The following is a 26,567-nucleotide window of genomic DNA, read 5'->3' as shown; positions in this document are numbered from 1 at the left end:
ATGTAATATATCAATAGAGCGAGTGCACTAATCCAACACTCTGCGTCCCTCCTCAAACCGTCGTTGCCTCGCGCCTGCGCACAGGCGGCTCCTGGTACTCCTGGCCGCGCAAGGCGTCCCAGATCGCCGCAGCGTTGGGCTTGAGCGACCGGCTCTTGCGCCGCACCAGCATCACCGTCGAGGTCACCTGCGGGCGCAGCGGCCGCATCACGGCAGCCGGATGCATGCCGCCGGCCTGGGCCCGCGAAGGCACCACGCCAATGCCCAGCCCCAGCGCCACCATGCCGAACACCGCGGCGAAATGGCCCAGCAACTGCAGCGAGCCCGCGCGCACGTGATAGCTGCTGAGCGCCTTTTCCACCACGGGTTGCACGCCGCATTGCTGGTCCAGCGTCAGCACGCTGGCATCGCACAGGTCGCCCCACCCCACGGTGTCGTGCTGGGCCAGCGGGTGCTTGGCAGGCAGCACGGCGTGATACGGGTCGACGCACAAGGGCTCGCAATACAGGTCGTCGCCGGCACGCGGATCGGTGGCGATGCCGAAGTCGACCTCGCCGCTGCGCACGCTCTGCAGCACAGATTCCTGCGGGCGGTCCTTCAGGTGGATGGCGATCGCCGGCCACGCCTGCCTGCAACCGGCGAGCCAGGTCGGCAGCGACATCGAACTCAGCACCGGGTCCGACGCGATCTGCACCAGGCCCTGGCATGGGCGGCTGGCGCTCTGGCTGTCGCGCAGGGTCTGCTCCACTTCCTCGATCAGGTGGCAGATGCGCTGCGACAGGTGCTGGCCGGCGTCGGTCAGCTCCACCTGGCGCGTGGTGCGGTCGAACAGGCGCTGGTCGATCTCTTCTTCGAGTTCGCGCACGCTGCGGCTGACCGCGGATTGCGTCAGGCCTAGTTCCACCGCGGCGCGGGTAAAGCTCTTGTGCCGCGCCACCGCGGCAAAGGCCTTCAGTTGCGGGAGCGAGATATTCATGGCCTGCCCCCCTGCCCCGCGCCGGCATGGCCGAGGTGAATCCTGTCTTCAGGCACGGCATGGCGCCGTGGTGCACGCACGGTTGCGTTCAATCCGGTCACGGTTGTCTCCTGGTTTGCGTGGCTGTGGGCAGCCATCGTTGTTGTCGGCCATGATGATGGCCGGCGGCTGGCTCCTGCGCTGCCGGAGTGCCGGATTCTGGCGGGAAATGTCGAACGGACGATTGATGCTACTTGAATCTAAGATCAGCACTGCATAAAGTTTTTTATCGTTTATATAGCCGATCGTTTATAGGACGGGGGCAGGATGAAAAACGCCACGCTGCGGCAACTGAAGGTCTTCGAGACCGTTGCCCGCCATATGAGCTTTTCCCGCGCCGCCGAGGAACTGCACCTGACGCAGCCCGCGGTATCGACCCAGGTGCGGCAACTGGAACACCACGTGGGGCTGCCGCTGTTCGAGCAGCTCGGCAAGAAGATCTACCTGACCCCCGCGGGCCATGAAATGCTGCATTACAGCCGCAGCATCATCCAGCAGTTCCGCGAGGCCGAAGACGCCATGTCGCAGCTCAAGGGCATCTCCGGCGGGCGCCTCAATGTCGCGGTGATCAGCGCCGGCGATTACTTCTTTCCGCGGCTGCTGGCCGAATTCATGGACCGCCACGCGGGCGTGACGCTGAACCTGGCCGTGCACAACCGCGAGGAGCTGCTGCACCAGCTGGCCGGCAACCTGACCGACCTTGCCGTGATGGTGCGCCCGCCCGAGGGCATGGACACCATCAACGAGGCCTTTGCCCCCCACCCCTATGTGATCGTCGCCGCGCCCAGCCATCCGCTGGTGGGCGCGCGCAATATCCCGCTGGCCGAACTGGCCGACGAGGCCTTTGTCTCGCGCGAGAAAGGCTCGGACACCTGGAACTCGATGCAGGAGGGCTTTGCCGGCCGGCTGTCGAACCTGCGCATCGCCATGGAGATCAAGAGCACCGAGACCATCAAGCAGGCGGTGATCGCCAACATGGGCATTGCCTTCCTGTCAGCCCACACCGTGGGCCTGGAGCTGCAGGCCGGCAAGCTCGCCGTGCTGGATATCGAAGGGTTTCCGGTGATGCTCAACTGGTACGTGGTGCACCGCAAGAACAAGCGTCTGCCGCCGGTGGCGCTGGCGTTCAAGCAGTTCCTGATGGAAGAAGGCGCCGACCTGATCCAGACCATCACGGGCGTGGAAGGGTTGATCCGCCAGGACGCCTGAATCAATCCATAAACAATGATTTATGGTTTTGCTATGAAACTTTAATTATCGTAAATCGTTCAGCGTCCCTATGCTTGTCTCAACCCAACTGCCAGCGCGCATCCGAGGAGACCAGCATGAACCCAGCCCAGCAGGAAAGCCGCCACGCCGCCATCACGGTCGGTGCCGACAACCAGCCGATCCCGCGCGAGACCCAGCTCGCGGCATACAACGCGGCGTTTATCGAACTGGGGCTGCGCTTTCGCTGGGACGCTGCCATGTATGAATGGCTGTGCGGCATCGAATGCGAAAAGGGACGCGTGGCCCGCTATATCGAGGAACACCACCCTCACCTGCTGGCCGCGTACGACGCCGCGTTCCTGAGCGGGCTGATCTTCGAGAAAAAGAACGAGTACCTGCGCGCGGTCGGCCATCTCAACTGAGCGGCCCGATCGGTTCACGGCGAGGCGCGCGACAGCGGCCTCGCCGTTTTTTGTTCAGCTGACCTTGGCCACCATCAGGTAGAAGATGGCCAGGAACGAGAACAGCGCCGGAAAGCCCAGCCCGAACCACCACCAGAACAGGCGCCAGTAGGTGCGCGGCAGCTGGGGTCCGGTACAGTCCAGCGCCACGTCGCGCATGCGCTTCTGCAGCCAGACCACCGGCAGCCAGCAGGCAATGGCGACGGCATAAAGCACAACCGACCACTTCAGCCACGGCACCGACCACGAGAACCCGGCCATCTTCACCAGCGCATAGCCGGTCAGCGGCTGCAGGATTGCCGTCGAAGCGGTGAAGATCCAGTCGGCGATCACCACCATGCGCGCGGTCGCGGCGACGGTGCGGACATTGCGCGTCAGCGTCGCGCCGACCAGGTAGAAGGCGCTGCCCACGCCGGTGCCGAACAGGAAGGTGGCCGACATGATATGCAGCCATTTCAGCGTGACGTAGTCCATGTCCGCTCCTCGGTCAGGTGCAGCCACCACAGCACGGCCAGCATCGGCACGTTCTTGCTGAGCGGGCCATACGGATGCAGCCAATATTCCGGCAGGCGCACGCTGATGATTGCCGTGTAGCCCAGGATCAGCGCGATCTGCGCGAGCCACAGCCAGCGCGGGCGCCGCGGCAGCACGCACAGCACGCCGAAGGCCAGGTCGAGCAGCGCGGCGCCATACAGCGCCAGCGGCTGCAGCGCCGCCGGCACGCCCGCCCGCGCAAGCAGCGCGTAGCTGTCGGCCACCGGGTACAGCCCTAGCGAAACCGCCGCGGTGACGATCCACACAAAGGCCAGGCTCCAGCGCAGCAGCGGATGGATCCAGCGCTGCAGCGCCTGCGCGCGCAACGCGCCGTGCAGTCCCTGTGGGATGAATCCCGCCACCGCCCGCGGCGGCCGCCCGAGCACGCGCTCAAGCCCGGCCGGGTCGGCCACGCTGCCCTGGTCCAGCATGGTCAGCGCATCGCGCCCGAGCACGCCGCCGGTGGCGCGTTCGGCCAGCGGCATCACCGCCCGCGCCAGCGCGCGCGGCAGTGGCAATACCCAGGCCTTGCCGCGCAAACCCAGGCCATGGCGCAACGCCTGCAGGTAGCCGGCCAGCGGCATCGGTGCCGGGCCCACCAACGCGAGCCGGCCGGAGCGCCACGGCGCTGCGCCGCCCCACTCGGTCAGCAACGCCACGATGGCCTGCGCCACGTCGTCGACATGGACCGGCTGCACCGGCTGCCTGCCGCCACCGGGCAGCGCCAGGCAGGGCAGCGTCGCCAGCGCGCAGAACAGCTGCGCACTGGTGCCGTCGGCACCGAACACCAGCGACGGCTGCAGCACCACGGCATCGATGCCGAGCCCGAGCAGGTGCTGGTCGGCCGCGCGCTTGCTGCGATGGAAATCGGTCAGCGCGTGTTCGTCGGCTCCCAGCGCCGACATCTGCACCACCAGTCGCACGCGCTCCCGCAGACAGGCATCGAACAGCGCCTGCGGCGCGGCGCGGTGCAGCATTTCGAAGCGCTGCGTCGCGGTTTCGCGGAAGATGCCGACCAGGTTGACCACCGCGTCGACATCGGCCAGCAGCGGCGCCCAGTCCGCCGCCGCGATCATCCGCGCGAAATCGACGGCACGAAATTCGCTTGCCGTGCAGGCATGGCCGCTGTGCGGCGCTTCGGGTGCATCGTGCGCAGGCACGCACCGCATCCCCGCTATCACATGGAATCCTCGATCCAGCATTGCGGCACACACATGCCGGCCGATAAAGCCGCTGGCGCCGAGCACCAGCACGCGCTGGATCCGGCCACGGTGCTGCGTCGCGCCGCGGTCTCCGGCACTTGCGCCAGCCTGTTGTCCACTGGCATGCTCGCCTGCGGCGGCAGCGTCGACTGCGGCAGCGCATTCGCGCCCGTTAACGCCGTCAGCCACTGGATCTGGGGCGACCGGGCCATTCACACCAACCGGCCGTCGGTGCGGCATACGGTGCTGGGCTATGTCATCCATCATGCGATGTCGGTGTTCTGGGCGGCGTTCTACGAAGGCGCGATGGCCGTGGGCGGCGCCCATCGCGCTGCCCGCCGCAGCGCGGGCCCCACCGCGCCCGCGCGCGTGATAGGCGGTCTCGCGATTGCCGGCATTGCGTGTTTCGTCGACCTGAAGTGCACGCCCCATCGCCTCACCCCTGGCTTCGAGCGCCGGCTGTCGCCCGGCATGCTGGCGCTGGTCTACGTCGCCTTCGGGCTGGCCCTGCCGCTGGGCGCGATGCTGCTGCGGCACGCCGGAAGGCGCGCTTGAGTCCTGCCCGCGCCCGCCGCCTGTGTCCGTCCTGCTGCACGCAGCGCCAGTAATTTTCACATGGCTCTCCCGCTTTTACCGTTTCCGCCGTGTCCGGGCGGGCCTTCGCCTTGCGCCCGGCAACACGCTGCACCAGCCGTGCAAGCTCCACGCCACCGTGCGTCCGGCGCCATGCTGCATCGCATTCGGGAATCGTCGTAACATACCGCTCCCAACCTGGAACGAACCCGCCGGCGGCAGCCGGACGCACCCCCGCCCGCTTCATGGCCACGCGACGCACCGACCAAGACTTTATCCAGGACCTGACGCGCCTGCTGTGCAGCGAAGGCGTCTCGTCGCTGACCATCGGCGAGATCGCGCAGCGCATGCGCTGCTCGCGGCGACGCCTGTACGAGATCGCGCCGACCAAGGAGGCGCTGTTCGTCGGCATCTGCCGCGAGGTGCTGGCGGCCAACCTGGAGCGGGGCTTCGCCGCGGCGCGCCGCGAGAGCGATGCCGCGCGCGCCGTGTCGGCCTACCTGCACGCCGCGCTGAATACGTCGGGACTGAGCAAGGCGGCGCTGGCCGACCTCGATGCCATCGACAGCGGCCGGGCCGTGTTCGACGCGTACCAGCTGGCGCGCGTGCGCGGGCTGGAAAGCCTGCTCGAGGCCGGCATGCAGCAGGGACTGATGGCGCCGCACAACCCGAGGCTGGTGTCCGAAGCGATCCTCGGCGCCGCGCATCGCCTGCGCAGCCAGCAGTTCCTGAAGGACACCGGGATGAAGATGGGCGATGCCTTCAGCGAGTTCTACGAGATCATCCTGAACGGCCTGTTGTGCCGGCCCGGCTCCGCAGCCAGCAAGGCCTAGCCGGGCGCTCGCCCGGCAGCGCCCCACCCCGCTATTGCGGCGGGATATTGGCGGCGCGGATCACGCCGCCCCATTTGGCATATTCGTCCTGCACGAAGCGGCTGGCCTGCTCGGGCGTAGCCACCACAGGAATCAACGCCGCAGCGTCCAGCGTGGTGCGCAGGTCGGGATTTTTCTGGGCCTGGTTGATGACCTCGTTGAGCCGCGCCACCACAGGCGCCTGCGTACCCTTCGGGACGAATGCGGCCATCCAGCCGACCACCTCGAAACCAGGCACGCCGGATTCCGCGATGGTGGGCACGTCGGGCAGCTGCGGCGCGCGTTTGGCGGTGGTCACCGCCAGCGCGCGCACCTTGCCCGATTTCACCTGCGTGACCGCGGCGCCAATGTTGGCAAAGAGGAAATCCACATGACCGCCGATCAAGGCAGCCATGGCGTCCGAAGGCCCGCCGTAGGGCACGTGCGTGTACTCAAGTCCCTTGACGTCCTGCTTGAGCAGTTCTGCCGACAGGTGCGCCGAGCTGCCTACGCTGCCTGATGCGTAATTCACCTTGCCGGGCCGCGACTTGATGTTTGCCAGGAACTCGGCAAAGGTCCTTGCCGGGAAACTGTTGTTGACCAGCAGCACATTGCCGTTCAGCCCGAATACCGCGACGGCCTGGAAGTCCTTCAACGGGTCATAAGGCGTGGCGGCGATCAGACGCGGATTGATGGCATGGGTAACGTTGGTGCCCAGCAACAACGTGTAGCCGTCCGGCGCCGCGCGCGCGACCAGGTTCGCGCCGATGGTCGCGCCGGCGCCCGGCTTGTTCTCCGCCACCAGCGGCTGCCCGAGCGCATCGCCCATGTACTTGGCGAAGGTCCGCGCGGTCAGGTCGGTGACGCCGCCGGGTGCGAACGGCACCACCAGGCGAATCGGCCGCGTGGGATACGCATCGGCGGCGTATGCGCCGGTGCCAGCGATGCCCATGGCCAGCAGGCAGGCATGCGCGGCACGGAGCGCGCGGGTTGGCCAGATGGCCTTGGGTTGCGGCAAGCGGTTTGCCATGGTGGTCTCCTCCAATTTGGATCGGTCTGGCGAAAATGCCGGTCCTCTTGCGGGACCGTGCGGTAACGACGACAGGGCTCAGGCCACCTGCCGCTCCTGCCCGCCCCAGTAACGCCCGCGGATGGCCTTGCGGTCGATCTTGCCCAGCGCCGTCAGCGGCAACGCATCGGCGAACACCACCTGCTTGGGCGCGTTGACCACGCCCTTGTGCCGGGTCACGTGGGCAATTACGTCGGCCTCGGTCAGGTCGGTGCCGGGGCGTGCCACCACCACCGCGGTCACCGCTTCGCCCCACTTGGGGTCGGGCACGCCGATCACCGCCGACATGGCGATGGCCGGATGCAGCGCCAGGCAGTGCTCGACCTCACTCGGGTACACGTTGAAGCCGCCGCTGATGATCATGTCCTTGGCGCGGTCGACCAGGTACAGGAAGCCTTTGCTGTCGCAGCGGGCCATGTCGCCGGTGTGCAGCCAGTCGCCAGCAAAGACCCTGGCGTCTTCTTCCGGTCGGTTCAGGTAGCCCTCCATCACCAGCGGGCCGCGCACGCATAGCTCGCCCACCTCGCCCGGCAAGACTTCCCGCAGCTGCGCGTCGAGCAGCCTGACCTGGTTGCCGGCGATCACCTTGCCGCACGAGCGCAGGCGCTCGGGCTGGTCCGGATCGTGGTCGCGCGGGCTAAGGTAGCTGATGCACATCGGCGCCTCGGCCTGGCCGTAGATCTGCCCGAATACCGGGCCAATGCGGCGCAGCGCGTCGGCCAGCCGCACCGGTGCGATCGGCGCCGCGCCGTACAGCACCAGTTCGAGGCTGGAGAGGTCGGCCGTGCCCAGGCCATCGCAATCGAGCAGCCCGTAGATCTGCGTGGGCACCAGGAAGGTCAGGTTGATGCGGTGCTCGGCCACGCGGCGCAGGAAATCGGCCGGGCTGAACTTGTCGCACAGGTAGATGGTGCCGCCGCGCAGCAGGGTCGGCAGGAACAGGCTGCCGGACGCGTGCGAGATCGGCGTGGTCACCAGGTACCGCACCTGCGCCGGCCATTCGTAGGTGGCCAGCATGTACTGCAGCATCGTCACCGAGGTCCGGTGGGTATGCAGGATGCCCTTCGAACGTCCGGTGGTGCCGCCGGTGTACGACAGCTTGCTGATCTCGGTCGGGTCATCGCTCGGGACCACGGGCGCGTCATCGAAGTCTGCCGCGGCGTGGGCCAGCCCGGGGCCGAACTCGCCGTCGTCGAGCGGCAGCACCTGCAGCTGCGTACTCGCGGCGAGCGCGCGCGCCCGCTCGGCGAAGCGGGCATTGTCGACCACCAGCGCCTGCACGCCCGCGTCTTGCAGCACGAAGGCATGGTCCGCTTCCGCGGCCATCGGGTGCAGCGACACGGCCTTCAGTCCGGCCAGTTGCGCGGCGATGATGGCGGCGACCGCCTCGGCGCGGTTGCCTACCAGGAAGGCCACCACGTCCTGGCGCGCCAGGCCGCGCGCGGCGAACAGCCGCGCGATGCGCGCGCAGTGCCGGGCCAGCGCCTCATAGCTCAGCGTGACATCGTCGCCGACCACGGCGGGTACGCCAGGCCGCGCGCGCAGCGCCGCGGTATAGAGCTGGCCGACGGTCGCGCCGCCGTGGACGACCGCAGCCGCCGAAGCCTGACGGGCCATGTTGTCTCCCTGGAATCGTTGTGGTCAGGCTCCCAATGTAGGGGCCGCCCGGTACCGCGTCAACGCTTTTGGTACCGAGAAGGCCGGGTTAATACAGGGCGAAGCGGTGTCCGGGGGACACTCCGGCAGCAGCCGCCTCAGGCCTGTTCCTTGACCTGGCTCTCCAGTTCCACCAGCCGTTTCTTCAGGGCGCGCTCTTCCTGGAAACGCGCGGTCTCGTCGCGGATCACCGCGACGATGCCGGTGATGGCGCCGGCGGCGTCCTTGAGCAGCGCCACGGTGAAGGCGATCGACATCGCCTTGCCGTTCTTGTCGACCGCCGGCACCTTGAGCAGGTCATGGCCGTAGCGCGTGATGCCGGTCGCCATGGTCTTGTCGTAGCCCTCCCAGTGCCGCCCCCGCAGCCGCTCGGGGATGATCAGGTCCAGCGACTGGCCCATGGCCTCGGCCTCGGTGAAGCCGAACATGCGCTCGGCCGCGGGATTCCACAGCGTGATGGCGCCCTTGGCGTCGGAGATGATGATGGCGTCGCCGATGGCGGACACCAGTTGCGCGTAGTCGATCTGCTCTGTCATGGGGATTCCCTCTCGTCATCTGCAAACGGCAGCGGCCGGGGGCGCGCCGGTGCCATCAAGGTAGCGTGCCACATCGCGGCGCCACAAGCAAAAACGCCGGAGCCCGCTGTGCGCGCGGCCCCGGCGTCGGCGCCGGCACGGGGTGCCGGCGGTCGGCGTCAGATCACCTGGGACTCGCGCAGGCGCTTGATGTCTTCCGCACCGTAGCCCAGGCCCGCCAGCACCTCTTCGCTATGCTCGCCCAGCAGCGGCGAACCGGTGATCTCCGGCTTCAGGTCGGAGAACTTGATCGGGCTGCCCACCGTCAGGTAGCTGCCGCGCTCCTTGTGCGGCACCTCGGTGATGCTGCCGCTGGCACGCAGCGACGGGTCGGCGGCGATCTCCTTCATCGACAGCACCGGCGAGCACGGGATGTCGAACTTGCGCAGGATGTCGACCGCCTCGTACTTGGTCTTGTCGGCCAGCCATTCCTCGATGGTGTTGAAGATATCGAAAATATGCGGCTGGCGCGCCTTGGGGGTGGCGTAGTTGGGGTCGTCGATCCATTCCGGCTTGCCCAGCGCCTTGCAGATCGGCTCCCAGGCATGGCCCTGGATGGTGAAGTAGATATAGGCATTGGGATCGGTCTCCCAGCCCTTGCACTTCAGCACCCAGCCCGGCTGGCCGCCGCCGCCCGCGTTGCCGCCGCGCGGCACCACGTCGCTGAAGGTGCCGTGCGGGTACTGCGGGTACTCTTCCAGGTAGCCCAGGCGGTCCAGGCGCTGCTGGTCGCGCAGCTTGACACGGCAAAGGTTCAGCACCGCATCCTGCATCGACACCGCCACCTTCTGGCCCTTGCCGGTCTTGTCGCGGCCGATCAGCGCGGTCAGGATGCCGATCGCCAGGTGCATGCCGGTGTTGGAATCGCCCAGCGCCGCGGCGGAAACCGTGGGCGGGCCGTCCCAGAAGCCGGTGGTCGAGGCCGCGCCGCCGGCGCATTGCGCCACGTTCTCGTAGACCTTCAGGTCTTCATAGTGGTGGCCGTCGCTGAAGCCCTTGACCGAGGCCACGATCATCTTGGGGTTCAGTTCGTTGATGCGCTCCCACGAGAAGCCCATGCGGTCCAGCGCTCCCGGGCCGAAGTTCTCGACCAGCACGTCCGACTCGCGGATCAGCTGCTCCAGGATCTTCTTGCCTTCCGGCTTCTTCGTGTCCAGCGTGAGCGAACGCTTGTTGCTGTTGAGCATGGTGAAGTACAGCGCGTCGACATCCGGGATGTCGCGCAGCTGGGTGCGCGTCACGTCGCCGGAACCCGGGCGCTCGACCTTGATCACGTCGGCGCCGAACCATGCCAGCAGCTGCGTGCAGGCGGGACCCGCCTGGACGTGCGTGAAGTCGATGATCTTGATGCCGTTGAGTGGGAGGTTCACGTTCGTCTCCTATTGGATTAGGGGGTGAAATTCGGGTGATTACTTCTTGGCCGAGCTTTGCGGATTGAGGTTGGTCAGGCGGCCGCTTTCGGTGCCGGCCGCCGGATCGATGACGGCGTTGACCAGCGTCGGCCTGCCCGAGCGCAGCGCTTCGTTCACCGCGGCCTCGAGTTCCGCCGGCGTGGTGACGTTGGCGCCGACACCGCCGAACGCTTCCATCATCTTGTCGTAGCGCGCACCCGGGACGAAGGTCGTGACCGCCGGGTCGCTGCCGCCGGTGGGGTTCTTGTCGATGCCCTTGTAGACGCCGTTGTTGTTGAAGATGACGATGCAGACCGGCAGGTTGTAGCGGCAGATGGTCTCGACTTCCATGCCCGAGAAACCGAAGGCACTGTCGCCGCACAGCGCCAGCACCGGCTTGCCGGTCTCGACCGCCGCGGCCACCGCGTAGCCCATGCCCACGCCCATCACGCCCCAGGTGCCCACGTCCAGGCGCTTGCGCGGCTCGTACATGTCGATCACAGCGCGGGCGTAGTCCAGCGTGTTGGCGCCTTCGTTGACGAACGAGATGCCCGGGTTGGCCTTGACCACGTCCTTGAGCACGGCCAGCGCGCCGTGGAAGTTCATCGGCGCGGCATCCTTGGCCTTGGCCAGGGTCTCGGCCATCTTCGCCAGGTTGGTGTCGCGGCGGTCGGCCACCGCGTTCAGCCAGTCGGCGCCGGGCCTGGCGAAGTCATTGCCGATCTTGTCGAGCAACGCCGTGACGCACGAGCCGATGTCGCCTACCACCGGCGCGGCGATGGCGACGTTGCTGTCCATCTCGGTCGGCGCGATGTCGATCTGGATGAATTGCTTGGGCTTGCCCCAGGTCTTGCCCTTGCCGTGCGACAGCAGCCAGTTCAGGCGGGCGCCGACCAGCAGCACCACGTCGGCCTCCGCCAGCACATAGGAACGCGCGGCCGAGGCCGATTGCGGATGCGTATCGGGCAGCAGGCCCTTGGCCATCGACATCGGCAGGTACGGGATGCCGGTTTTCTCGACCAGCTTGCGCAGGTCCGCCTCGGCGCGTGCATACGCGGCGCCCTTGCCGATCAGGATCAGCGGACGCTTGGCGGTCTTCAGCAGCGCGACGGCGCGGTCGACCGAATCCGGTGCGGGCAGCTGGCGCGGCGCCGGGTCCACCACCTTGATCAGCGACTGCTTGCCCTTTTCGGCTTCCAGCGACTGGCCCAGCAGCTTGGCCGGCAGGTCCAGGTACACGCCGCCCGGGCGGCCCGACACCGCGGCGCGGATGGCACGCGCGACGCCGACGCCGATGTCCTCCGCGTGCAGCACGCGGAACGCAGCCTTGGCGTGCGGACGGGCGATGGCCAGCTGGTCCATCTCTTCGTAGTCACCCTGCTGCAGGTCGACGATCTCGCGCTCGCTCGAGCCGCTGATCAGGATCATCGGGAAGCAGTTGGTGGTGGCATGCGCCAGCGCCGTCAGCCCGTTCAGGAAACCCGGCGCGGAGACGGTCAGGCAAACGCCCGGCTTCTGCGTCAGGAAGCCCGCAATCGCCGCGGCGTTGCCGGCGTTCTGCTCGTGGCGGAAGCTGATGACGCGCATGCCGTTGGCCTGCGCCAGACGGGCCAGATCGGTGACCGGAATGCCGGGCAGGCCGTAGATGTTTTCGATGCCGTTCAGCTTCAGCGCGTCGATGACCAGATGAAAACCATCGGTTTGTGCCTGATGTTCTTCCGCGGCGTGACGCTGCAGCTCGTTTCCGACTTCTGCCATGGTTGCTTCCTTCTATGCAAATTGACTGGGGTGGGAATTTTTGTGACTCAGGCTGCCGCGGGAGTGCTTTGAGCCCGCTTCGCTACGACTTCCGACATGCTTGGTCTCCTTTTGAACTTGTGTTCGTGGTGCGCGGGCGTTGTGCCCTGCTGCGGTCGGTCCGGTTCGTTCGACCGGTCTTGATGACATACGGTATGTGATATATCAGAGAACGGCAAGCTATTTTCCAACTCTGCGCTCAACTTTCGTCAGTGCACCGCAGCAATCCTGCCTGGATCTGCGCTCAAATTAGCGCAATTCCTCAATGCGCGACTATTTATTCTTATTTCGCACAGACGCGGGCTGTTACCCTGCCAACGGCGCGGCGTCGCTAAGTTGGCATCAAGATATATCACATACAACGTTTCTGGGGAAGAAGATCCCCTTGGGGATGTCCCTGCCGCGCCTGTCAAAACGTCCCCCTGTGTCGCTTTAACCGGCTGCGAGGGACGGCCTGGCGTAAGCGCCTGGCCGTCACCGGCTTGCTGGCATCACGCCCGCACTGCTCGGCCCGGCCTATTCACCGCGGCTGGCCGATGGATTCGCCACCAGGCCGCCCTCGGTCACTGGCAGCGCCGACGCCGGGTGGCCGGTGATAAACCGCTTGCGCATCGGCGCCAGCACCAGTTTCGCCGACAGCCCCGCCGCGATCGTCACCACCGCTGCCACGGTGAATACCGCTTCCCAGCCCCCGCGTGCGGACAGGACCGAGGCCAGCGGCACCAGCATCGCCGCAGTCCCCTTGGCGGTGTACAGCGTGCCCGCGTTCGCCGCCGCGAACTTGCTGCCGAAGGTATCCGCGCACAGCGCCGGGAAGATCGAGAAGATCTCGCCCCAGAACAGGAAGGTCAGCGCCGCGAAGAACATGAACCAGTACGGGTTGTGCCCCAGCTGCATCAGCCCCAGCAGCGCCAGCCCCTCGCCGATGAAGATCACGAACATCGTGTTCTCGCGACCGAAGCGGTCCGACAGGAAGCCGCACAGCGGACGCGTGAAGCCATTGCACAGGTTGTCGATCGACAGCGTCATCGTCAGCAGCGGCAAGGTCAGCCCCAGCAGCGTCACCGGCATCGACGCAAAGCCGTAGTCCTTGGCGATCGGCCCCAGTTGCGCCGTCGCCATGATGCCGCCCGCCGCCACCGCGACAAAGCTGGCATAGATCAGCCAGAACACCGGTGTCTTCACCATCTGCCCCGGCGTGTACTCGACCGGGTTGGTCAGCACCGCCTTCGCCGCCACCGCGCCCTTGGGCGCCCTTGGCTTCACCAGCAGCAGCGCCAGCACGAAGATGCTGACCCCCTGCAGGATGCCGAAGAACAGGAAGGCCTTCTCATAGCCCGCGCTCTGGATCATGTTGGCGATCGGAATCACGGTGATGGCCGCGCCCGCGCCAAAACCCGCCGCGGTCAGGCCGGCAGCCAGGCCGCGCTTGTCCGGGAACCACTTCAGCGCATTGCCGACGCAGGTTCCGTAGACGCCGCCGGCGCCGATACCGGCGATCACCGCGGCCACATACAGCTCCGGCAGCGTGGTCGCATACGCGTTCATCACCCATGCCAGCCCGGCGCAGATCGCCCCGCCGGCCACTACCGGGCGCGGACCGAACTTGTCGACCAGCCAGCCTTCCAGCGGCACCAGCCAGGTCTCGGTGACGATGAAGATAGAAAATGCCACCTGGATCGCGGACGCGCCCCAGTGATGCCTGGCGTCCATCGGGGATACGAAAAGGGTCCAGCCGTACTGCAGATTCGCCACCAGCCCCATGCACACCACGCCGATTGCCAGCTGGATCCAGCGGTTCTGCAGCCCGCGCCCGTTCACGTCATCGCGACCGGCGGGGGCCGATGCTTCCCATTGCGCCATCTGTGTTGTCTCCTGGTACGTTCTTGTTTGTGCCCGGCGGGCACATCAGGGCTTTGTCGGATTGCCCTGCTCGCAGTTGGACCGGCGCCTGGCATTGCGGCACATGAAGTCGTGGATTGATGCTACCTGAGGCTTAATTTGACTAGTCTTAAAGTTTTTTATCGTTTCTATTCACGACCCTTTATATAAAGCGGAACTGGCATGAATCGCCGCCGGCCCGATTCACGCCAGCGGCTTGCCAATGCAACAAGCCACCGGGGCCCGCCGGAAAGCGGGCCGCGGTGGCTTGCATGGATCGATACCGCCTCGGCAGGCGGTCAGGCCGGCGCTTCCTCCAGCTGCCGCAGCAGCGCATCGACGCTGCCCTTGGCGTCGCCGAACCACATGCGCGTGTTGTCTTTGTAGAACAGCGGGTTGTCGACACCCGCGTAGCCCGCCGCCATGCTGCGCTTGGACACCACCACGGTCTTGGCCTTCCACACCTCCAGCACCGGCATGCCGGCAATCGGGCTGGCGGGGTCCTCCAGCGCCCCCGGGTTGACGATGTCGTTGGCACCGACCACCAGCACCACGTCGGCCTTCTCGAAGTCGTCGTTGATCTCCTCCATTTCCAGCACGATGTCGTACGGCACCCGCGCCTCGGCCAGCAGCACGTTCATGTGCCCCGGCAGACGGCCGGCCACCGGGTGGATGCCGAAGCGCACGTTGACGCCCTGCGCCCGCAGGCGCCGCGCGATCTCGCTGATGGTGCCCTGCGCCTGCGCCACCGCCATGCCGTAGCCCGGCACGATGATGACCTCGTTGGCGTCCTTGAGCAGGCTGCTGACCTCCTCGCTCGACACCGGCAGCACCTCGCCCTGCTCGGTCGCCGCGCCCTGCGCCTGCACCGCGCCGAAGCCGCCCAGGATCACCGACAGGAACTTGCGGTTCATCGCCTTGCACATGATGTAGCTCAGGATGGCGCCGCTCGACCCCACCAGCGCGCCGGTGATGATCAGCAGGTCGTTGCCGAGCATGAAGCCGGTCGCTGCCGCCGCCCAGCCGGAATAGCTGTTCAGCATCGACACCACCACCGGCATGTCGGCGCCGCCGATGGCCAGCACCAGGTGCGCGCCGACCAGCAGCGCAATCACCGTCATCGCCGCCAGCGGCACCAGCCCCTGCTGCGGATCCGGCGCGGCCAGGAAGGCATAGCCCAGCCACACGCACACCAGCAGCGCGCCGGCGTTGAGCACGTGGCGCCCCGGCAGCAGCAGCGGCTTGCCGCCCATGGTGCCCTGCAGCTTGAGGAAGGCGATGATCGAGCCGGTGAAGGTGACCGCGCCGATCAGGATCCCGAGGTAGGTCTCGACCTCATGGATCGCCTTCTCGACGCCGCCGAGCATGGTCGGCTCCAGGTAGTTGGCATAGCCGACCAGCACCGCGGCCAGGCCGACGAAGCTGTGCAGCACCGCCACCAGCTGCGGCATCTGCGTCATCTCGACGCGCTTGGCCAGCAGGGCTCCGGCAATGCCCCCCACCACCATCGCCACGATGATGATGGCGATGCCGTCGGGACTGCCCGCCAGCACCGTGGTCATGACCGCGATCACCATGCCGGCGATGCCGAGCATGTTGCCGCGCCGCGCGGTGGCGGGATGGCTCAGTCCGCTCAGGCTGAGGATGAACAGCGCGCTGGCGGCGAGGTAAGCGATATTGCTGATTCCGGATGGCATGGTTCTCTCCCTGGCCTTAGTCGCGCTGGAACATCTTCAGCATGCGCTGCGTCACCAGGAAGCCCCCGGCGATATTGATGGTGGCCACCAGCACCGCGCAGCCCGCGATCACCGCCGTCAGCAGCGACGGCTTGCCCAGCTGCACCAGCGCCCCCACCACGATGATCCCGCTGATGGCGTTGGTCACGCTCATCAGCGGCGTGTGCAGCGCCGCGGTGACGTTCCACACCACCTGGTAGCCGACGAAGATCGCCAGCACGAACACCGTGAAATGCGCCATGAAGGCAGGTGGCGCGACCGCCCCCAGCCCCAGCAGCGCAGCGGCCGCCAGTGCCAGCGCAATCAGCGTCGTGCCGGTGCGGCTGCGCGGCGGCGCGGCTTCGGCCGGCACCGGGGCCTCCGCCGGAGCCTGCTGCTGCGGCACCGCCACCGTCAGCGGCGGTGGCGGCCAGGTCACCGCGCCCTGGTGCAGCACCGTGGCGCCGCGGATCATCTCGTCGTCCATGTTCACCACCAGCTGGCCGTCCTTGCCCGGCGTCAGTTCGCTCAGCAGGTGGCGGACATTGGTGCCATAGAGCTGGCTCGCTTGCGCCGCCATGCGGCTGGGCAGGTCGGTGTAGCCGATGATGGTGACGCCGTCGCGGCGCACGCTTTCGCCCGGCACGGTCAGCACGCAGTTGCCGCCCTGCTCGGCGGCCAGGTCGACCACCACGCTGCCGGCGCGCATCAGCCCGACGGTACCGGCCTCCAGCAGCTTGGGCGCCGGCTTGCCGGGAATCAGCGCGGTGGTGATGATGATGTCGACCTCGCGCGCCTGCTCGGCAAACAGCCGCATCTCCGCTTCGATGAAGGCCGGACTCATCTCCTTGGCGTAGCCGCCGCTGCCGCTGCCGTCTTCTTCGATCTCGACGGTGAGGAATTCGGCGCCCAGGCTCTCGATCTGCTGGCGCACCACCGGCCGCGTATCGAAGGCGCGCACCACCGCGCCCAGGCTGCGCGCCGCGCCGATCGCCGCCAGTCCCGCCACGCCCGCGCCGATCACCAGCACGCGCGCCGGCGGGATTTTGCCTGCGGCGGTGATCTGCCCGGCGAAGGGCCGGCCGAAGGCATGCGCGGCTTCGATCACCGCGCGGTAGCCGGCCATGTTCGCCATCGAGCTGAGCGCATCCAGCTTCTGCGCGCGCGAGATGCGGGGCACGCAGTCCATCGCCAGCACCGTGGCACCGCGCTGCGCCAGGCGCTCGAGCATCGGCATCTGCTGCGCCGGCCAGACAAAGCCGATCAGCGTGGCATGCTTCTTCAGCAGAGCCGCCTCTTCCACCCCCAGGCTGGGATGGACCTGCGGCGGGCGCACCTTGACCACCACGTCGACCGAGGCCCACAGGCTGGCCGCGTCGACAATGGCCGCGCCGGCGGCGCGGTAGTCGTCATCCGAGAACGACGCTTCCAGCCCGGCACCGGTCTCCACCACTATCTGGTAACCGAGCTTGAGCAGTTCCTTGACCGAGTCCGGGGTCGCGGCAACGCGCCGCTCGCCCGGGTGGACCTCGCGCGGCACACCGATCGTCATTGGCATGGCATTCACCGTTTCAGGAAAGGGATCTGGCGCCGGCTCAGCCGCGCACGTGGTTGACCAGCGAGCCGATGCCGGCGATCGACACCTCGACCACGGCGCCGTCCTTCATCGAACCCACGCCCAGCGAGGTGCCCACGGCAATCACATCGCCCGGCATCAGCGTCAGGTCCTGCGAGATCCGGCTGACCTGCTCCTCGGGCGAGAAGATCATGTCCGACAGCGGGTAGTTCTGCCGCTCCACCCCATCCAGCCGCGTGACCACACTGGCGGTCTTCCAGGGGAAGCCGGTGACGATGGCCGGGCCGATGCAGCCGAAGGTGTCGAAGCCCTTGGCGCGGGTCCATTGCGGGAAATTGGGATCGGCCGTGATCAGCTCGGCCGCGGTCACGTCGTTGACGATGGTGTAGCCGAAGATATGGGCGCCGGCCTCCGCCACCGTCACATTGCGCGCCTTCTTGCCGATGACGATGCCCAGCTCGCCCTCGTAGACGATCTTGCCGTCGTAGCTCTTGGGGCGCTGCACCGCGTCGTTGGGACCGGCCAGCGAGGTCGCCGGCTTGATCAGGAACAACGGGTGCGTCGGCACCGGCTTTTCCAGCTTGCGCGCGAGCGCGTGGAAATTGTTCCACAGCGCCACCACCTTGCCCGGCGCGCACGGCGCGACCACGGTCAGCGCGGCGCGGTCATGCACCGCGCCGGTGGGGCTGGGATTGTCGAAGCCGTCGCGGTCATATTCGACCACGCGGTTGGGGTCGGCCTCGTCGATGCGGCCATGGCCGATGCTGCCGTCGGCGCGGCGAAAACGAATCCAGGTTTGCACAGCATGCTCCTTGCGCAGGCAAAGGAAGGCCCGCCTGCGCCGATGTCGGTTGCAGGGATCTTGGAAAGGGAGGAAACGCAGGACGGCGCGGCGCGCTCGTCATTCCCGCGCGGGCGGGAATGACGGCGGCCATCGCATCAGGGCAGCCTCATACCGCGCCGGCCAGCTTCATCGCGGCGATCTGCGCGGGCGTGCGGCCCAGCCACTCGAGGATCTCCTCGGTGTGCTCGCCCAGCAGCGGCGAGCGTTCCACCTGCACCGGCGAGGCCGACAGCGTGATCGGGCAACCGAGCTGCACGTAGTTGCCGCGCTGCGGATGCTCCAGCTCGACCAGGTAGCCGCGCTGGTACAGCGACTCGTCCTCGATCAGGTCCTTCATCGACAGGATCGGGCCGCACGGCACATCGACCTCGTTCAGCGCCGCCATCACCTCGAACTTGCTGATGCCGCGGGTCCATTTCTCGATCACGGCGAAGCAGTCGGCCAAGTGCTTGAGGCGCGCTTCCGGCGTGGCGTAGTCCGGGTTGGTGATCAGGTCCTCGCGCCCGCACAGGCGCATCAGCGGCTCCCAGCCCTGCGGCTGGATGATGACGTAGACATAGTCGTTGGGGCCGCCCGGCGCGCAGCGCAGCGCCGCACCCGGCTGGCCGCCGCCCGAGGCATTGCCCGCGCGCGGCACGTGGTCGCCGAATTCCTCGTTGGGATATTCACGCAGCGGCCCGTTGGCCAGGCGCTGCTGGTCGCGCAGCTTGACCCGGCACAGGTTCAGCACCGCGTCCTGCATCGCCACTTCCACGCGCTGGCCGCGGCCGGTGTGCTCGCGATGCAGCAGCGCGGCGAGGATGCCGACCACGGCATGCACGCCGGTGCCGGAATCACCGATCTGGGCGCCCGTCACCGTGGGCACGCCGTCGGCCTCGCCGGTGGTCGAAGCCGAGCCGCCCATGCACTGCGCCACGTTCTCGTAGGCCTTGCAGTCCGCGTACGGGCCCGGGCCGAAGCCCTTGATCGAGGCATAGACCAGGCGCGGGTTCAGGTCCTGCATGTGGTCCCAGTCGAAGCCTGCGCGCGCCAGCACGCCGGGGCCGAAGTTCTCGATCAGCACGTCGCTGCGCTGGATCAGGTCCTCGAGCAACGCCTTGCCTTCGGGCGTCTTCATGTTCAGCGTCAGGCTGCGCTTGTTCGAGTTGAGCATGGTGAAGTACAGGCTGTCGGCGTTCGGCACGTCGCGCAGCTGGCTGCGCGTGATGTCGCCGCGCCCCGGCATCTCCACCTTGATCACGTCCGCGCCCAGCCACGCCATCAACTGCGTCGCCGACGGTCCCGCCTGGACGTGGGTCATGTCCAGGATGCGCACTCCTTGCAGGGCTTTGGTTTCCATTGCGAAGGGTCTCCTCTTCCGCTATTTGTGGTCTCTGATGACATACGGTATGTGATATATCAGAAGAGAGCAAGAGGAGTTTGGCGCTTCCGAGGCAAATATCGACGATGCGACGCAGCACGCGCGCGCGATCCAGTCGATAAAGGCATAAGAGCGGCCGTTTTCAGCGCTGTGGTGGAATAAAGGCTCAATCGCTTTTCACATTGATATATCACACACCATTTAGCGAAATGCCCATCACACGCACTGCAGGCCCAAAAAGCAAAACGGCGGACCGAAGTCCGCCGCTTTCCATAAGCTCGTCCTGGCTGCTTCAGTCCAGGAAATCGCAGTGCTTCTCCACGTAGTCGGCGAGGTCCAGCGAGTGCTGTCGCACCAGCCGCTCGGCGAGTTCGGTGTCCCGCCTCTCCAGCGCCTCGATGATGCGCAGGTGGTCGACGATCGAGCGCGCCGCGCGATCGCTCTGCGAGATCGTCATCTTCCGGATCGCGCGCACATGGATAAAGATGTTGCGGATCGTGTCCATGATGATCTGCGACTTGGACAGCTGAACGATCGCCTGGTGGAACGCGATATTGGCGTCGGAATACTCTTCGATATGCTCGGCTGGCGTCGAGTCGCGGAAGCTGTCGAACATGCTGCGCAGCTGCGCGATCTCGGCGTCGGTGGCGTTCTCGGTGGCCAGCCGGGCAGCCATGCTTTCGAGCGCGGCCCACATCTGGATCATCTCGACGATCTCGCGCTTGGTCTTGCGCATGATGTAGATGCCGCGCCGCGGCACGGTGCGCAGGAAGCCTTCCTGCTCCAGCAGCGTCATGGCTTCGCGGATCGGCGTGCGGCTCACGCCCATGGCCTCGCTCAGCACCCGCTCGTCCAGCCGGATCTCGTCGCGCGACTGGTAGATGTCGGCGTCGGCGATGGCCTGGCGCAGCATGGCGTAGGCCTGGTCGCGCAGGCTGGCGCCGGCGTTGATCGGTTGTACCGACAGGGACAGCCCGTTGGGCTGGACGATGGATTGGCTTTGCGCAGACATGAATGTGCTCGTGTGAGACCGGCGGCCGGGCGGCCGGAATGGCTGCCCGCCGCATTGCTGCACAGCTTAGCAAAAACGCCTGACCCATTATGAAAACGCATCAAACGATGCGCGCTCCACATGCATCGGCACAAAAGCGGTGCGCGGCCTGTCGTATATGGTATATCACAATCGCCCTGCCTTCCGACTTTGCGAGCCGGGCAAGCGTCACGTTGCGTGCCCGGCTTGCGCCGCGGAGGACGCCGGACCCCGTCGGCGTCCCGTGCTCCTCAGGCGGCCAGCTTCGCCATCGCATCGCGCTGCTTGATCAGACCCAGCACGGCATCGCACATCGGCGTCGGCTCACCCACCAGCCGCCCCATTTCCTGCACCACCGTCAGCAGCGGGTCGATTTCCATCGCCCGCCCCGCCTCCAGGTCCTGCAGCATCGAGGTCTTGTGCGCGCCCACGGCGCCGGCGCCGTCGATGCGCCGCTCCACGTCGACGCGGAACTTCACCCCGAAGCGCTCGGCAATGCCCTGCGCCTCCACCATCATCTGGCGCGACAGCGCACGCGTGGCGGGGTCGGCGGTGATGACGTCGAGCGTGGCGTGGGTCAGCGCGCTGATCGGGTTGAAGCACAGGTTGCCCCACAGCTTGAGCCAGATCTCGTCGCGAATGTTGTCGCGCACCGGGGCGTCGAGGTCGGCCGCCATCATCATTTCGCTGAGCCGGGTCACACGCGCGGAGCGGCTGCCGTCCGGCTCGCCGAGCGGGAATTTCTTGCCGTACACATGCTTGATCACGCCAGGGGCAACGATCTCGGCAGCAGGATAGACCACGCAGCCGATGGCACGCTCCGGCCCCAGGCGCTGCCACTGGCGCCCGCCGGGATCGACGCTTTCCAGCGTGCGGCCGGCCAGCTCGCCGCCGTGCTTGTAGAAGTACCAGTAAGGAATGCCGTTGACGCCGGTCACGATCGCGGTATCCGGCCCGAGCAGCGGCTGCATCTGGTCCACCACGCCGGGCACCGAATGCGCCTTGAGGGTGATGAACACGTAGTCCTGCGGCCCGAGTTCACGCGGATCGCTGGTGCAGCGCACCTGCGCGACCCGCTCCTCGCCATCGATCAGCAGCTTGACGCCGTGCTCCTGCATCGCCGCGAGGTGGGGTCCGCGCGCGACGAAGCTGACCTCGGCCCCCGCGCGCGCCAGCTGCGCCCCGACATAGCCGCCGATGGCACCGGCGCCGTAGATACAGACTTTCATATGCTGCCTCCTTGATGGCTCGATTGGATCTTTTGATATATCACATACTATATTCCATGCCGGCACAAGGCAACCTGCACGTAACCCAGTCGAACACGCCTTTATCTTTCTGTGACAGGCTGCGCGGCCATGCGACGCTGCGCTAACATGAAGCCTGCATGCGCCCTCCCATCACTCCGGAGCCTCCATGGAAGCGACGTTGGCATTGCTGCAGGATCCCGCCGCCTGGGCGGCACTGGCCACGCTGGTGGCCATGGAAATCGTGCTGGGGATCGACAACCTGATCTTCATCTCGATCCTGACCAACAAGCTGCCCGTAGAGATGCGGGAGAAGGCGCGCAAGATCGGCATCAGCCTGGCGCTGCTGCTGCGCCTGGGCCTGCTGGCGACCATCGCCTTCATCGTCACGCTGACCCAGCCGCTCTTCACCGTGCTGGGCCATGGCCTGTCGTGGCGCGACCTGATCCTGATCGCGGGCGGCGGCTTCCTGGTGTGGAAGGCCACGCGTGAAATCCATCACCACGTCACCGCCGCCGAGGAAGGCGAGGAAGGCGGCACCACCAAGGCGGTGCACAGCTTTGCCGCCGCCATCGGCCAGATCCTGGTGCTGGACCTGGTGTTTTCGATCGACAGCATCATTACCGCGGTCGGCATGACCGAACACGTGCAGATCATGTTCGTCGCCGTGATCGCGGCGGTGATGGCGATGCTGTTCGCGGCGACGCCGCTGGCCAACTTCATCAACCGCAACCCGACCATCGTGATGCTGGCGCTGGCCTTCCTGATGATGATCGGCATGACGCTGATCGCCGAAGGGCTCGGCACGCACGTGCCCAAGGGCTACATCTATACGGCGATGGCGTTCTCGGCCGCGGTCGAGGGGCTGAACATGCTGGCGCGGCAACGGCGCCGGCAGCGCCGCGCCGCCCGCGAGGCAAGCGAGGCGAACGAGGTGCGCGAGATACCGTGAGGCGCCGGCGCCACCCGCTGTAACAGAGGGTGTCCGAACTTTTCCGCGGCGCCGGCGTCTTTTACAGTTCTGCACAATCCCGGACAATAAAAGGACGCTTTCACCACATGATGAATCGCCGAACCCTGCTGGTCTCTGCCACCGCCTCCGCCGCGCTTGCCGCGCTCGGCATTACCCCATCGGTGCTGGCAGCCAGCCGGATCAAGCTAGGCGAGGCCCAGCCGTTCGGCTTCGACGCCCTGATCGAGCGCGCCCGCGCCCTGGCCGGCAAGCCTTACGCGCCGCCGCCCGCGCCGCCGGCGGACGTGCTGTCCCGCATCGACTACGACGCCCACGGCAAGATCCGCTTCCGCACCGAGGACGCGCTCTTTGCCAGCGGCCCCGGCCAGTTCCCGGTCACGTTCTTCCACCTCGGTACCTACTTCCGCAGCCCGGTGCGCATGCATGTGATCGAGCGTGCCAAAGGCGGCACCGGCAAGGCCCGCGAGATCGTCTACGACGATGCCTACTTCGACATGCCGGCCGACAGCCCCGCGCACAAGCTGCCCCCGGGCAGCGGCTTTGCCGGCTTCCGCTTCCAGGAAAGCCGCCTGGGCGACCAGAAAACCCGCGACTGGCGCAAGAACGACTGGGTGGCCTTCCTCGGCGCCTCGTATTTCCGCGCCATCGGCGAGCTGTACCAGTACGGCCTGTCCGCGCGCGGCATCGCCATCGACGTGGCCGAAGCCGGCAAGCAGGAAGAATTCCCCGCCTTCACCCACTTCTGGTTCGAAACGCCCGAGGGCAACAGCGACACCGTCACGGTCTACGCGCTGCTGGATGGGCCCAGCATCTCCGGCGCCTACCGCTTCGTCATGCAGCGCGCCAAGGCCGTGATCATGGACGTCGAATGCGTGCTGTTCTTGCGCAAGGACGTGGCCCGGCTGGGGCTGGCGCCGCTGACCTCGATGTACTGGTTCTCCGAAAGCATCAAGGGCACCGCGGTCGACTGGCGCCCCGAGGTGCACGACTCCGACGGCCTGGCGCTGTGGAACGGCGCCGGCGAGCATATCTGGCGCCCGCTCAACAACCCGCCGCAGACCACGGCGTCGGCGTTCTCGGACGAAAACCCGAAGGGCTTCGGCCTGCTTCAACGCGACCGCCTGTTCGACCACTACCAGGACGGCGTCAACTACGAGCGCCGCCCGAGCCTGTGGGTGGAACCGCGCGACGGCTGGGGCGCCGGCTCGGTGCAGCTGGTGGAGCTGCGCACCGACGACGAGATCCACGACAACATCGTCGCCATGTGGGTGCCCAAGGCGCCGGCCAAGGCCGGCAACACCTACCGCCTGCGCTATCGGCTGCACTGGGCCGCCGACGAGCCCTACCCGACCCCGCTGGCGCGCTGCGTGGCCACGCGCCTGGGCAACGGCGGCCAGCCCGGCCAGCCGCGGCCCAAGGGGGTGCGCAAGTTCATGGTCGAGTTCAAGGGCGCGCCGCTGGAGAAACTGCCCTTCGGCGTCAAACCCGAAGCGGTGCTGACCGCCTCGCGCGGCACCTTCTCCTACGTCTTCACCGAAGCCGTGCCGAACGGCGTGGCGGGGCACTGGCGCGCCCAGTTCGACCTGACCACCGATGGCACCCAGCCGGTCGACCTGCGGCTGTTCCTGCGCCTGAACGGCAAGCCGCTGTCGGAAACCTGGCTGTACCAGTACCATCCGTTCCAGTCGCCGGCGGGCTGACGCCCTTTTCGGTCACCAGGCTGCGCGGGGCTGGCGCCGCGCCAGCCCCCTTTACACCTTATTGCGACACCGTGATGTCAGGCGGGCGCGAGCGGGTATGATGGCTGGCTACGACAGTTCCACTGCATCCGCCAGCCTCACATGATTTCTCAAGAGTTCGCCGGCGCCGCCGAAAGCGGCCAGGCTGCATCGCTCCCGCGCTCGGAGCGCGCCTACCAGCAGCTGCGCGCCGCCATCCAGGCCGGCCAGCTTTCCCCCGGCACCCGGCTGCGCGAGGTGGAACTGGCCGAGTCGCTGGGGTTGTCGCGCACGCCCGTGCGTGAAGCGCTGTCCAGGCTGGAATCCGAGGGCCTGGTCGTCAACGAGCCCAACCGCGGCATGATGGTGACGCAGCTCGACGCCAGCATGGTCAGCGAGCTGTACGTGATGCGCGAAGTGCTGGAGGGCACCGCCGCCGCGCTGGCCGCGCGCCACGCCACCGACGTCGAGATCTCGCTGCTGCGCGATATCGTCGAGCGCGATCTTGCCATTGCCAACGACCCCGACCGGCTCGCGCTGAACAACCGGCTGTTCCATGAAACCCTGCACCGCTGCGCCCACAACCGCTACCTGCTGAAGACGCTGCGCTCGCTGCACGAGTCGATGGCGCTGCTGGGCCGCACCACGCTGGCGGTGCCGGGGCGTGCGCGCAGCTCGTACGAAGAGCACATCTCGCTGGTCGAAGCGCTGGAGCAGCGCGATCCGACGCTGGCCGAGCAGATCGCGCGCCGGCATATCCAGCAGGCCTACAAGGTGCGGCTGTCGCTGTGGATCCAGGAGCAGTCGGGTAGCTGAGGCCGGCCCCACGCCGGCGGCGCGCTCAGGCCGCCTGGGTCCGCGCCGTGCGCAGCGTGCCCAGGCTCAGCACCAGCAGCGCCGCCAGGATCAGCACCACCGCGCCCAGCGTCTGCGGCGCGATCTGTTCGCCGCCCAGCCACGCGCCCATGGCCAGCGCGACCGGCGGGTTCACGTAGACATAGCTCGCCGCCAGGGTCTGGCTGACCGTCGAGACCAGGTACATGTAGGCGGAGAACGCCACCAGCGAACCCGCCACCACCAGGTAGACCCAGGACCAGCCGGCCTGCGCGCTGACGGAAGACGGCCACGGCTCCTGCCGCAGCAGCGACAGCGCCATCAGCACCGCGCCGCCGATCACCATCTCCGCGGCAAATGCCGCCGCCCCTGGCGGCAGGTCCAGCCGGCGCGCCAGCTGCGAGCCGAAAGACCAGCTCGCCACCGCCAGCAGCAGCGCCACCACGCCGCCGGTGCTGACCTGGAATTCCGCGCCCGCGGTCAGCACCAGGATGCCGGCACTGCCGATCGCGATCGCCACATACTCATACCACTTTGGCCGGTTGCCGAAGCACGCGCCCCAGATCAGCGCGAAGATCGGCATCGACCCGATCATCACCGTGGTGGCGCCGGAGGAAATGGTCTGCTCGGCAATGGCAGTCAGACCCATGCCTCCCACCAGCAGAAACAGCGCCGGCACCGCGCAATGGCGCAATTGCCGCGCCGACGGCATCGGCGTGCCGCGCCAGGCCAGCCACGCGGCCAGCAGCAGGCCCGCGCACAGGAAGCGCGTGCCCATCATGAACAGCGGCGGAAAGCTCTCCAGCGTAAAGCGGATCGCCAGGTAGGTCGTGCCCCAGACCACATAGGTGATCAGCAGGCACAGCAGCACAAGCGGGGACATGGGGCGGACGACTAACGAGGTGCGGGAAAGGCATCCAAGATAGCCTTGTCCGTCGCCGCGGCAAAACGAAAAGCGCTGGCAAGCCTTGTGAAAGTTGCTCACAAAGCACTCCAACGCCACAGGCAAAACAAAACCGGCCGCGTTCACCCGGGCGGGCGCACGTATGGCCGGTT

General features: G+C 67.1%; 23 protein-coding genes. 7 read left to right on the top strand and 16 right to left on the bottom strand.

Translation table 11 applies throughout. The annotated features are described in order from the left end of the window. Positions 1-52 precede the first annotated feature (52 nt). Positions 53-976, bottom strand: coding sequence for a LysR family transcriptional regulator (locus C7416_RS04060; RefSeq protein ID WP_111517224.1), 924 nt, complete (start codon positions 974-976; stop codon positions 53-55). 306 nt (positions 977-1,282) lie between these two features. On the opposite strand from C7416_RS04060, the gene C7416_RS04055 reads away from it, so the two are divergent. Then, complete coding sequence (locus tag C7416_RS04055; RefSeq protein ID WP_111517223.1) at positions 1,283-2,224, top strand: LysR family transcriptional regulator; 942 nt, start codon at positions 1,283-1,285, stop codon at positions 2,222-2,224. 116 nt (positions 2,225-2,340) lie between these two features. Continuing rightward, complete coding sequence (locus C7416_RS04050; protein WP_012356314.1) at positions 2,341-2,646, top strand: HAD family hydrolase; 306 nt, start codon at positions 2,341-2,343, stop codon at positions 2,644-2,646. 54 nt (positions 2,647-2,700) lie between these two features. Here the strand turns inward: C7416_RS04050 and C7416_RS04045 are convergent, their stop codons facing one another. Both C7416_RS04045 and C7416_RS04040 read right to left on the bottom strand, forming a co-directional pair. Next, positions 2,701-3,159, bottom strand: a complete 459-nt coding sequence (locus C7416_RS04045) for a DUF2269 family protein (protein ID WP_111517222.1) — start codon at positions 3,157-3,159, stop codon at positions 2,701-2,703. Beyond that, the gene (locus C7416_RS04040; RefSeq protein ID WP_240988293.1) at positions 3,141-4,421 is read right to left on the bottom strand and encodes an SDR family oxidoreductase; all 1,281 of its coding nucleotides are present in this window, start codon (positions 4,419-4,421) and stop codon (positions 3,141-3,143) included. The genes C7416_RS04045 and C7416_RS04040 overlap by 19 nt, the downstream gene beginning before the upstream one ends. Positions 4,422-4,433: 12 nt before the next feature. Between C7416_RS04040 and C7416_RS04035 the strand changes: the two genes are divergently transcribed. Beyond that, positions 4,434-4,976 (top strand): hypothetical protein, encoded by a 543-nt coding sequence (locus tag C7416_RS04035; protein WP_240988294.1) that lies wholly within the window; start codon positions 4,434-4,436, stop codon positions 4,974-4,976. Positions 4,977-5,239: 263 nt separating this feature from the next. Further along, positions 5,240-5,827 (top strand): TetR/AcrR family transcriptional regulator, encoded by a 588-nt coding sequence (locus C7416_RS04030; RefSeq protein ID WP_111517219.1) that lies wholly within the window; start codon positions 5,240-5,242, stop codon positions 5,825-5,827. 31 nt (positions 5,828-5,858) lie between these two features. On the opposite strand, the gene C7416_RS04025 is transcribed toward C7416_RS04030, so the two are convergent. The 12 genes from C7416_RS04025 to C7416_RS03970 all read right to left on the bottom strand — a co-directional run bounded on the left by C7416_RS04025 (position 5,859) and on the right by C7416_RS03970 (position 21,968). Beyond that, positions 5,859-6,875, bottom strand: a complete 1,017-nt coding sequence (locus tag C7416_RS04025; protein WP_111517218.1) for a Bug family tripartite tricarboxylate transporter substrate binding protein — start codon at positions 6,873-6,875, stop codon at positions 5,859-5,861. A gap of 78 nt (positions 6,876-6,953) precedes the next feature. Continuing rightward, positions 6,954-8,531: an AMP-binding protein gene (locus C7416_RS04020; RefSeq protein WP_111517217.1), complete on the bottom strand. Its 1,578-nt coding sequence runs from the start codon at positions 8,529-8,531 to the stop codon at positions 6,954-6,956. Between the two features lie 137 nt (positions 8,532-8,668). Further along, positions 8,669-9,106, bottom strand: coding sequence for a PAS domain-containing protein (locus C7416_RS04015; protein WP_111517216.1), 438 nt, complete (start codon positions 9,104-9,106; stop codon positions 8,669-8,671). A gap of 158 nt (positions 9,107-9,264) precedes the next feature. Further along, positions 9,265-10,515 carry a formyl-CoA transferase gene (frc, locus tag C7416_RS04010; protein WP_111517215.1) on the bottom strand — a complete coding sequence of 417 codons (1,251 nt, stop codon included), beginning with the start codon at positions 10,513-10,515 and terminating at the stop codon, positions 9,265-9,267. 39 nt (positions 10,516-10,554) lie between these two features. After that, entirely contained in the window at positions 10,555-12,294 is a 1,740-nt protein-coding gene (gene oxc, locus C7416_RS04005) for an oxalyl-CoA decarboxylase (protein ID WP_111517214.1), read from the bottom strand. A 555-nt stretch (positions 12,295-12,849) separates the two neighbouring features. Further along, positions 12,850-14,196: an oxalate/formate MFS antiporter gene (gene oxlT / locus C7416_RS04000; RefSeq protein WP_111517213.1), complete on the bottom strand. Its 1,347-nt coding sequence runs from the start codon at positions 14,194-14,196 to the stop codon at positions 12,850-12,852. A 317-nt stretch (positions 14,197-14,513) separates the two neighbouring features. After that, positions 14,514-15,911 carry a Re/Si-specific NAD(P)(+) transhydrogenase subunit beta gene (pntB, locus tag C7416_RS03995; RefSeq protein WP_111517212.1) on the bottom strand — a complete coding sequence of 466 codons (1,398 nt, stop codon included), beginning with the start codon at positions 15,909-15,911 and terminating at the stop codon, positions 14,514-14,516. A 16-nt stretch (positions 15,912-15,927) separates the two neighbouring features. After that, a complete protein-coding gene (locus C7416_RS03990; RefSeq protein WP_111517211.1) occupies positions 15,928-17,487 on the bottom strand; it encodes a Re/Si-specific NAD(P)(+) transhydrogenase subunit alpha in 1,560 nt (519 codons plus the stop codon). Positions 17,488-17,524: 37 nt separating this feature from the next. Next, positions 17,525-18,307 (bottom strand): fumarylacetoacetate hydrolase family protein, encoded by a 783-nt coding sequence (locus tag C7416_RS03985; protein ID WP_111517210.1) that lies wholly within the window; start codon positions 18,305-18,307, stop codon positions 17,525-17,527. 148 nt (positions 18,308-18,455) lie between these two features. Next, a complete protein-coding gene (gene frc / locus C7416_RS03980) occupies positions 18,456-19,688 on the bottom strand; it encodes a formyl-CoA transferase (RefSeq protein ID WP_062802884.1) in 1,233 nt (410 codons plus the stop codon). 313 nt (positions 19,689-20,001) lie between these two features. Further along, entirely contained in the window at positions 20,002-20,721 is a 720-nt protein-coding gene (locus C7416_RS03975) for a GntR family transcriptional regulator (protein ID WP_012356329.1), read from the bottom strand. 269 nt (positions 20,722-20,990) lie between these two features. Then, entirely contained in the window at positions 20,991-21,968 is a 978-nt protein-coding gene (locus C7416_RS03970; RefSeq protein ID WP_111517209.1) for a 2-dehydropantoate 2-reductase, read from the bottom strand. Positions 21,969-22,155: 187 nt separating this feature from the next. Between C7416_RS03970 and C7416_RS03965 the strand changes: the two genes are divergently transcribed. The 3 genes from C7416_RS03965 (at position 22,156) to C7416_RS03955 (ending at position 25,493) form a co-directional block, all read left to right on the top strand. After that, positions 22,156-22,938, top strand: coding sequence for a TerC family protein (locus C7416_RS03965; RefSeq protein ID WP_111517208.1), 783 nt, complete (start codon positions 22,156-22,158; stop codon positions 22,936-22,938). Between the two features lie 107 nt (positions 22,939-23,045). Beyond that, complete coding sequence (locus C7416_RS03960; RefSeq protein WP_111517207.1) at positions 23,046-24,659, top strand: OpgD/OpgG family glucan biosynthesis protein; 1,614 nt, start codon at positions 23,046-23,048, stop codon at positions 24,657-24,659. 141 nt (positions 24,660-24,800) lie between these two features. Further along, complete coding sequence (locus C7416_RS03955) at positions 24,801-25,493, top strand: GntR family transcriptional regulator (protein ID WP_111517206.1); 693 nt, start codon at positions 24,801-24,803, stop codon at positions 25,491-25,493. Between the two features lie 25 nt (positions 25,494-25,518). Here C7416_RS03955 and yedA read toward each other — a convergent pair whose 3' ends face one another. After that, on the bottom strand, positions 25,519-26,394 hold the full coding sequence (yedA, locus tag C7416_RS03950; RefSeq protein ID WP_111517205.1) for a drug/metabolite exporter YedA: 876 nt from the start codon (positions 26,392-26,394) through the stop codon (positions 25,519-25,521). Positions 26,395-26,567 lie beyond the last annotated feature (173 nt).

This window comes from Cupriavidus phytorum (assembly GCF_003254285.1).
Classification (GTDB): Bacteria; Pseudomonadota; Gammaproteobacteria; order Burkholderiales; family Burkholderiaceae; genus Cupriavidus; species Cupriavidus phytorum.
Note: the sequence above shows the minus strand (reverse complement) of the source record. Positions and strands in the feature narration are given on the sequence as shown.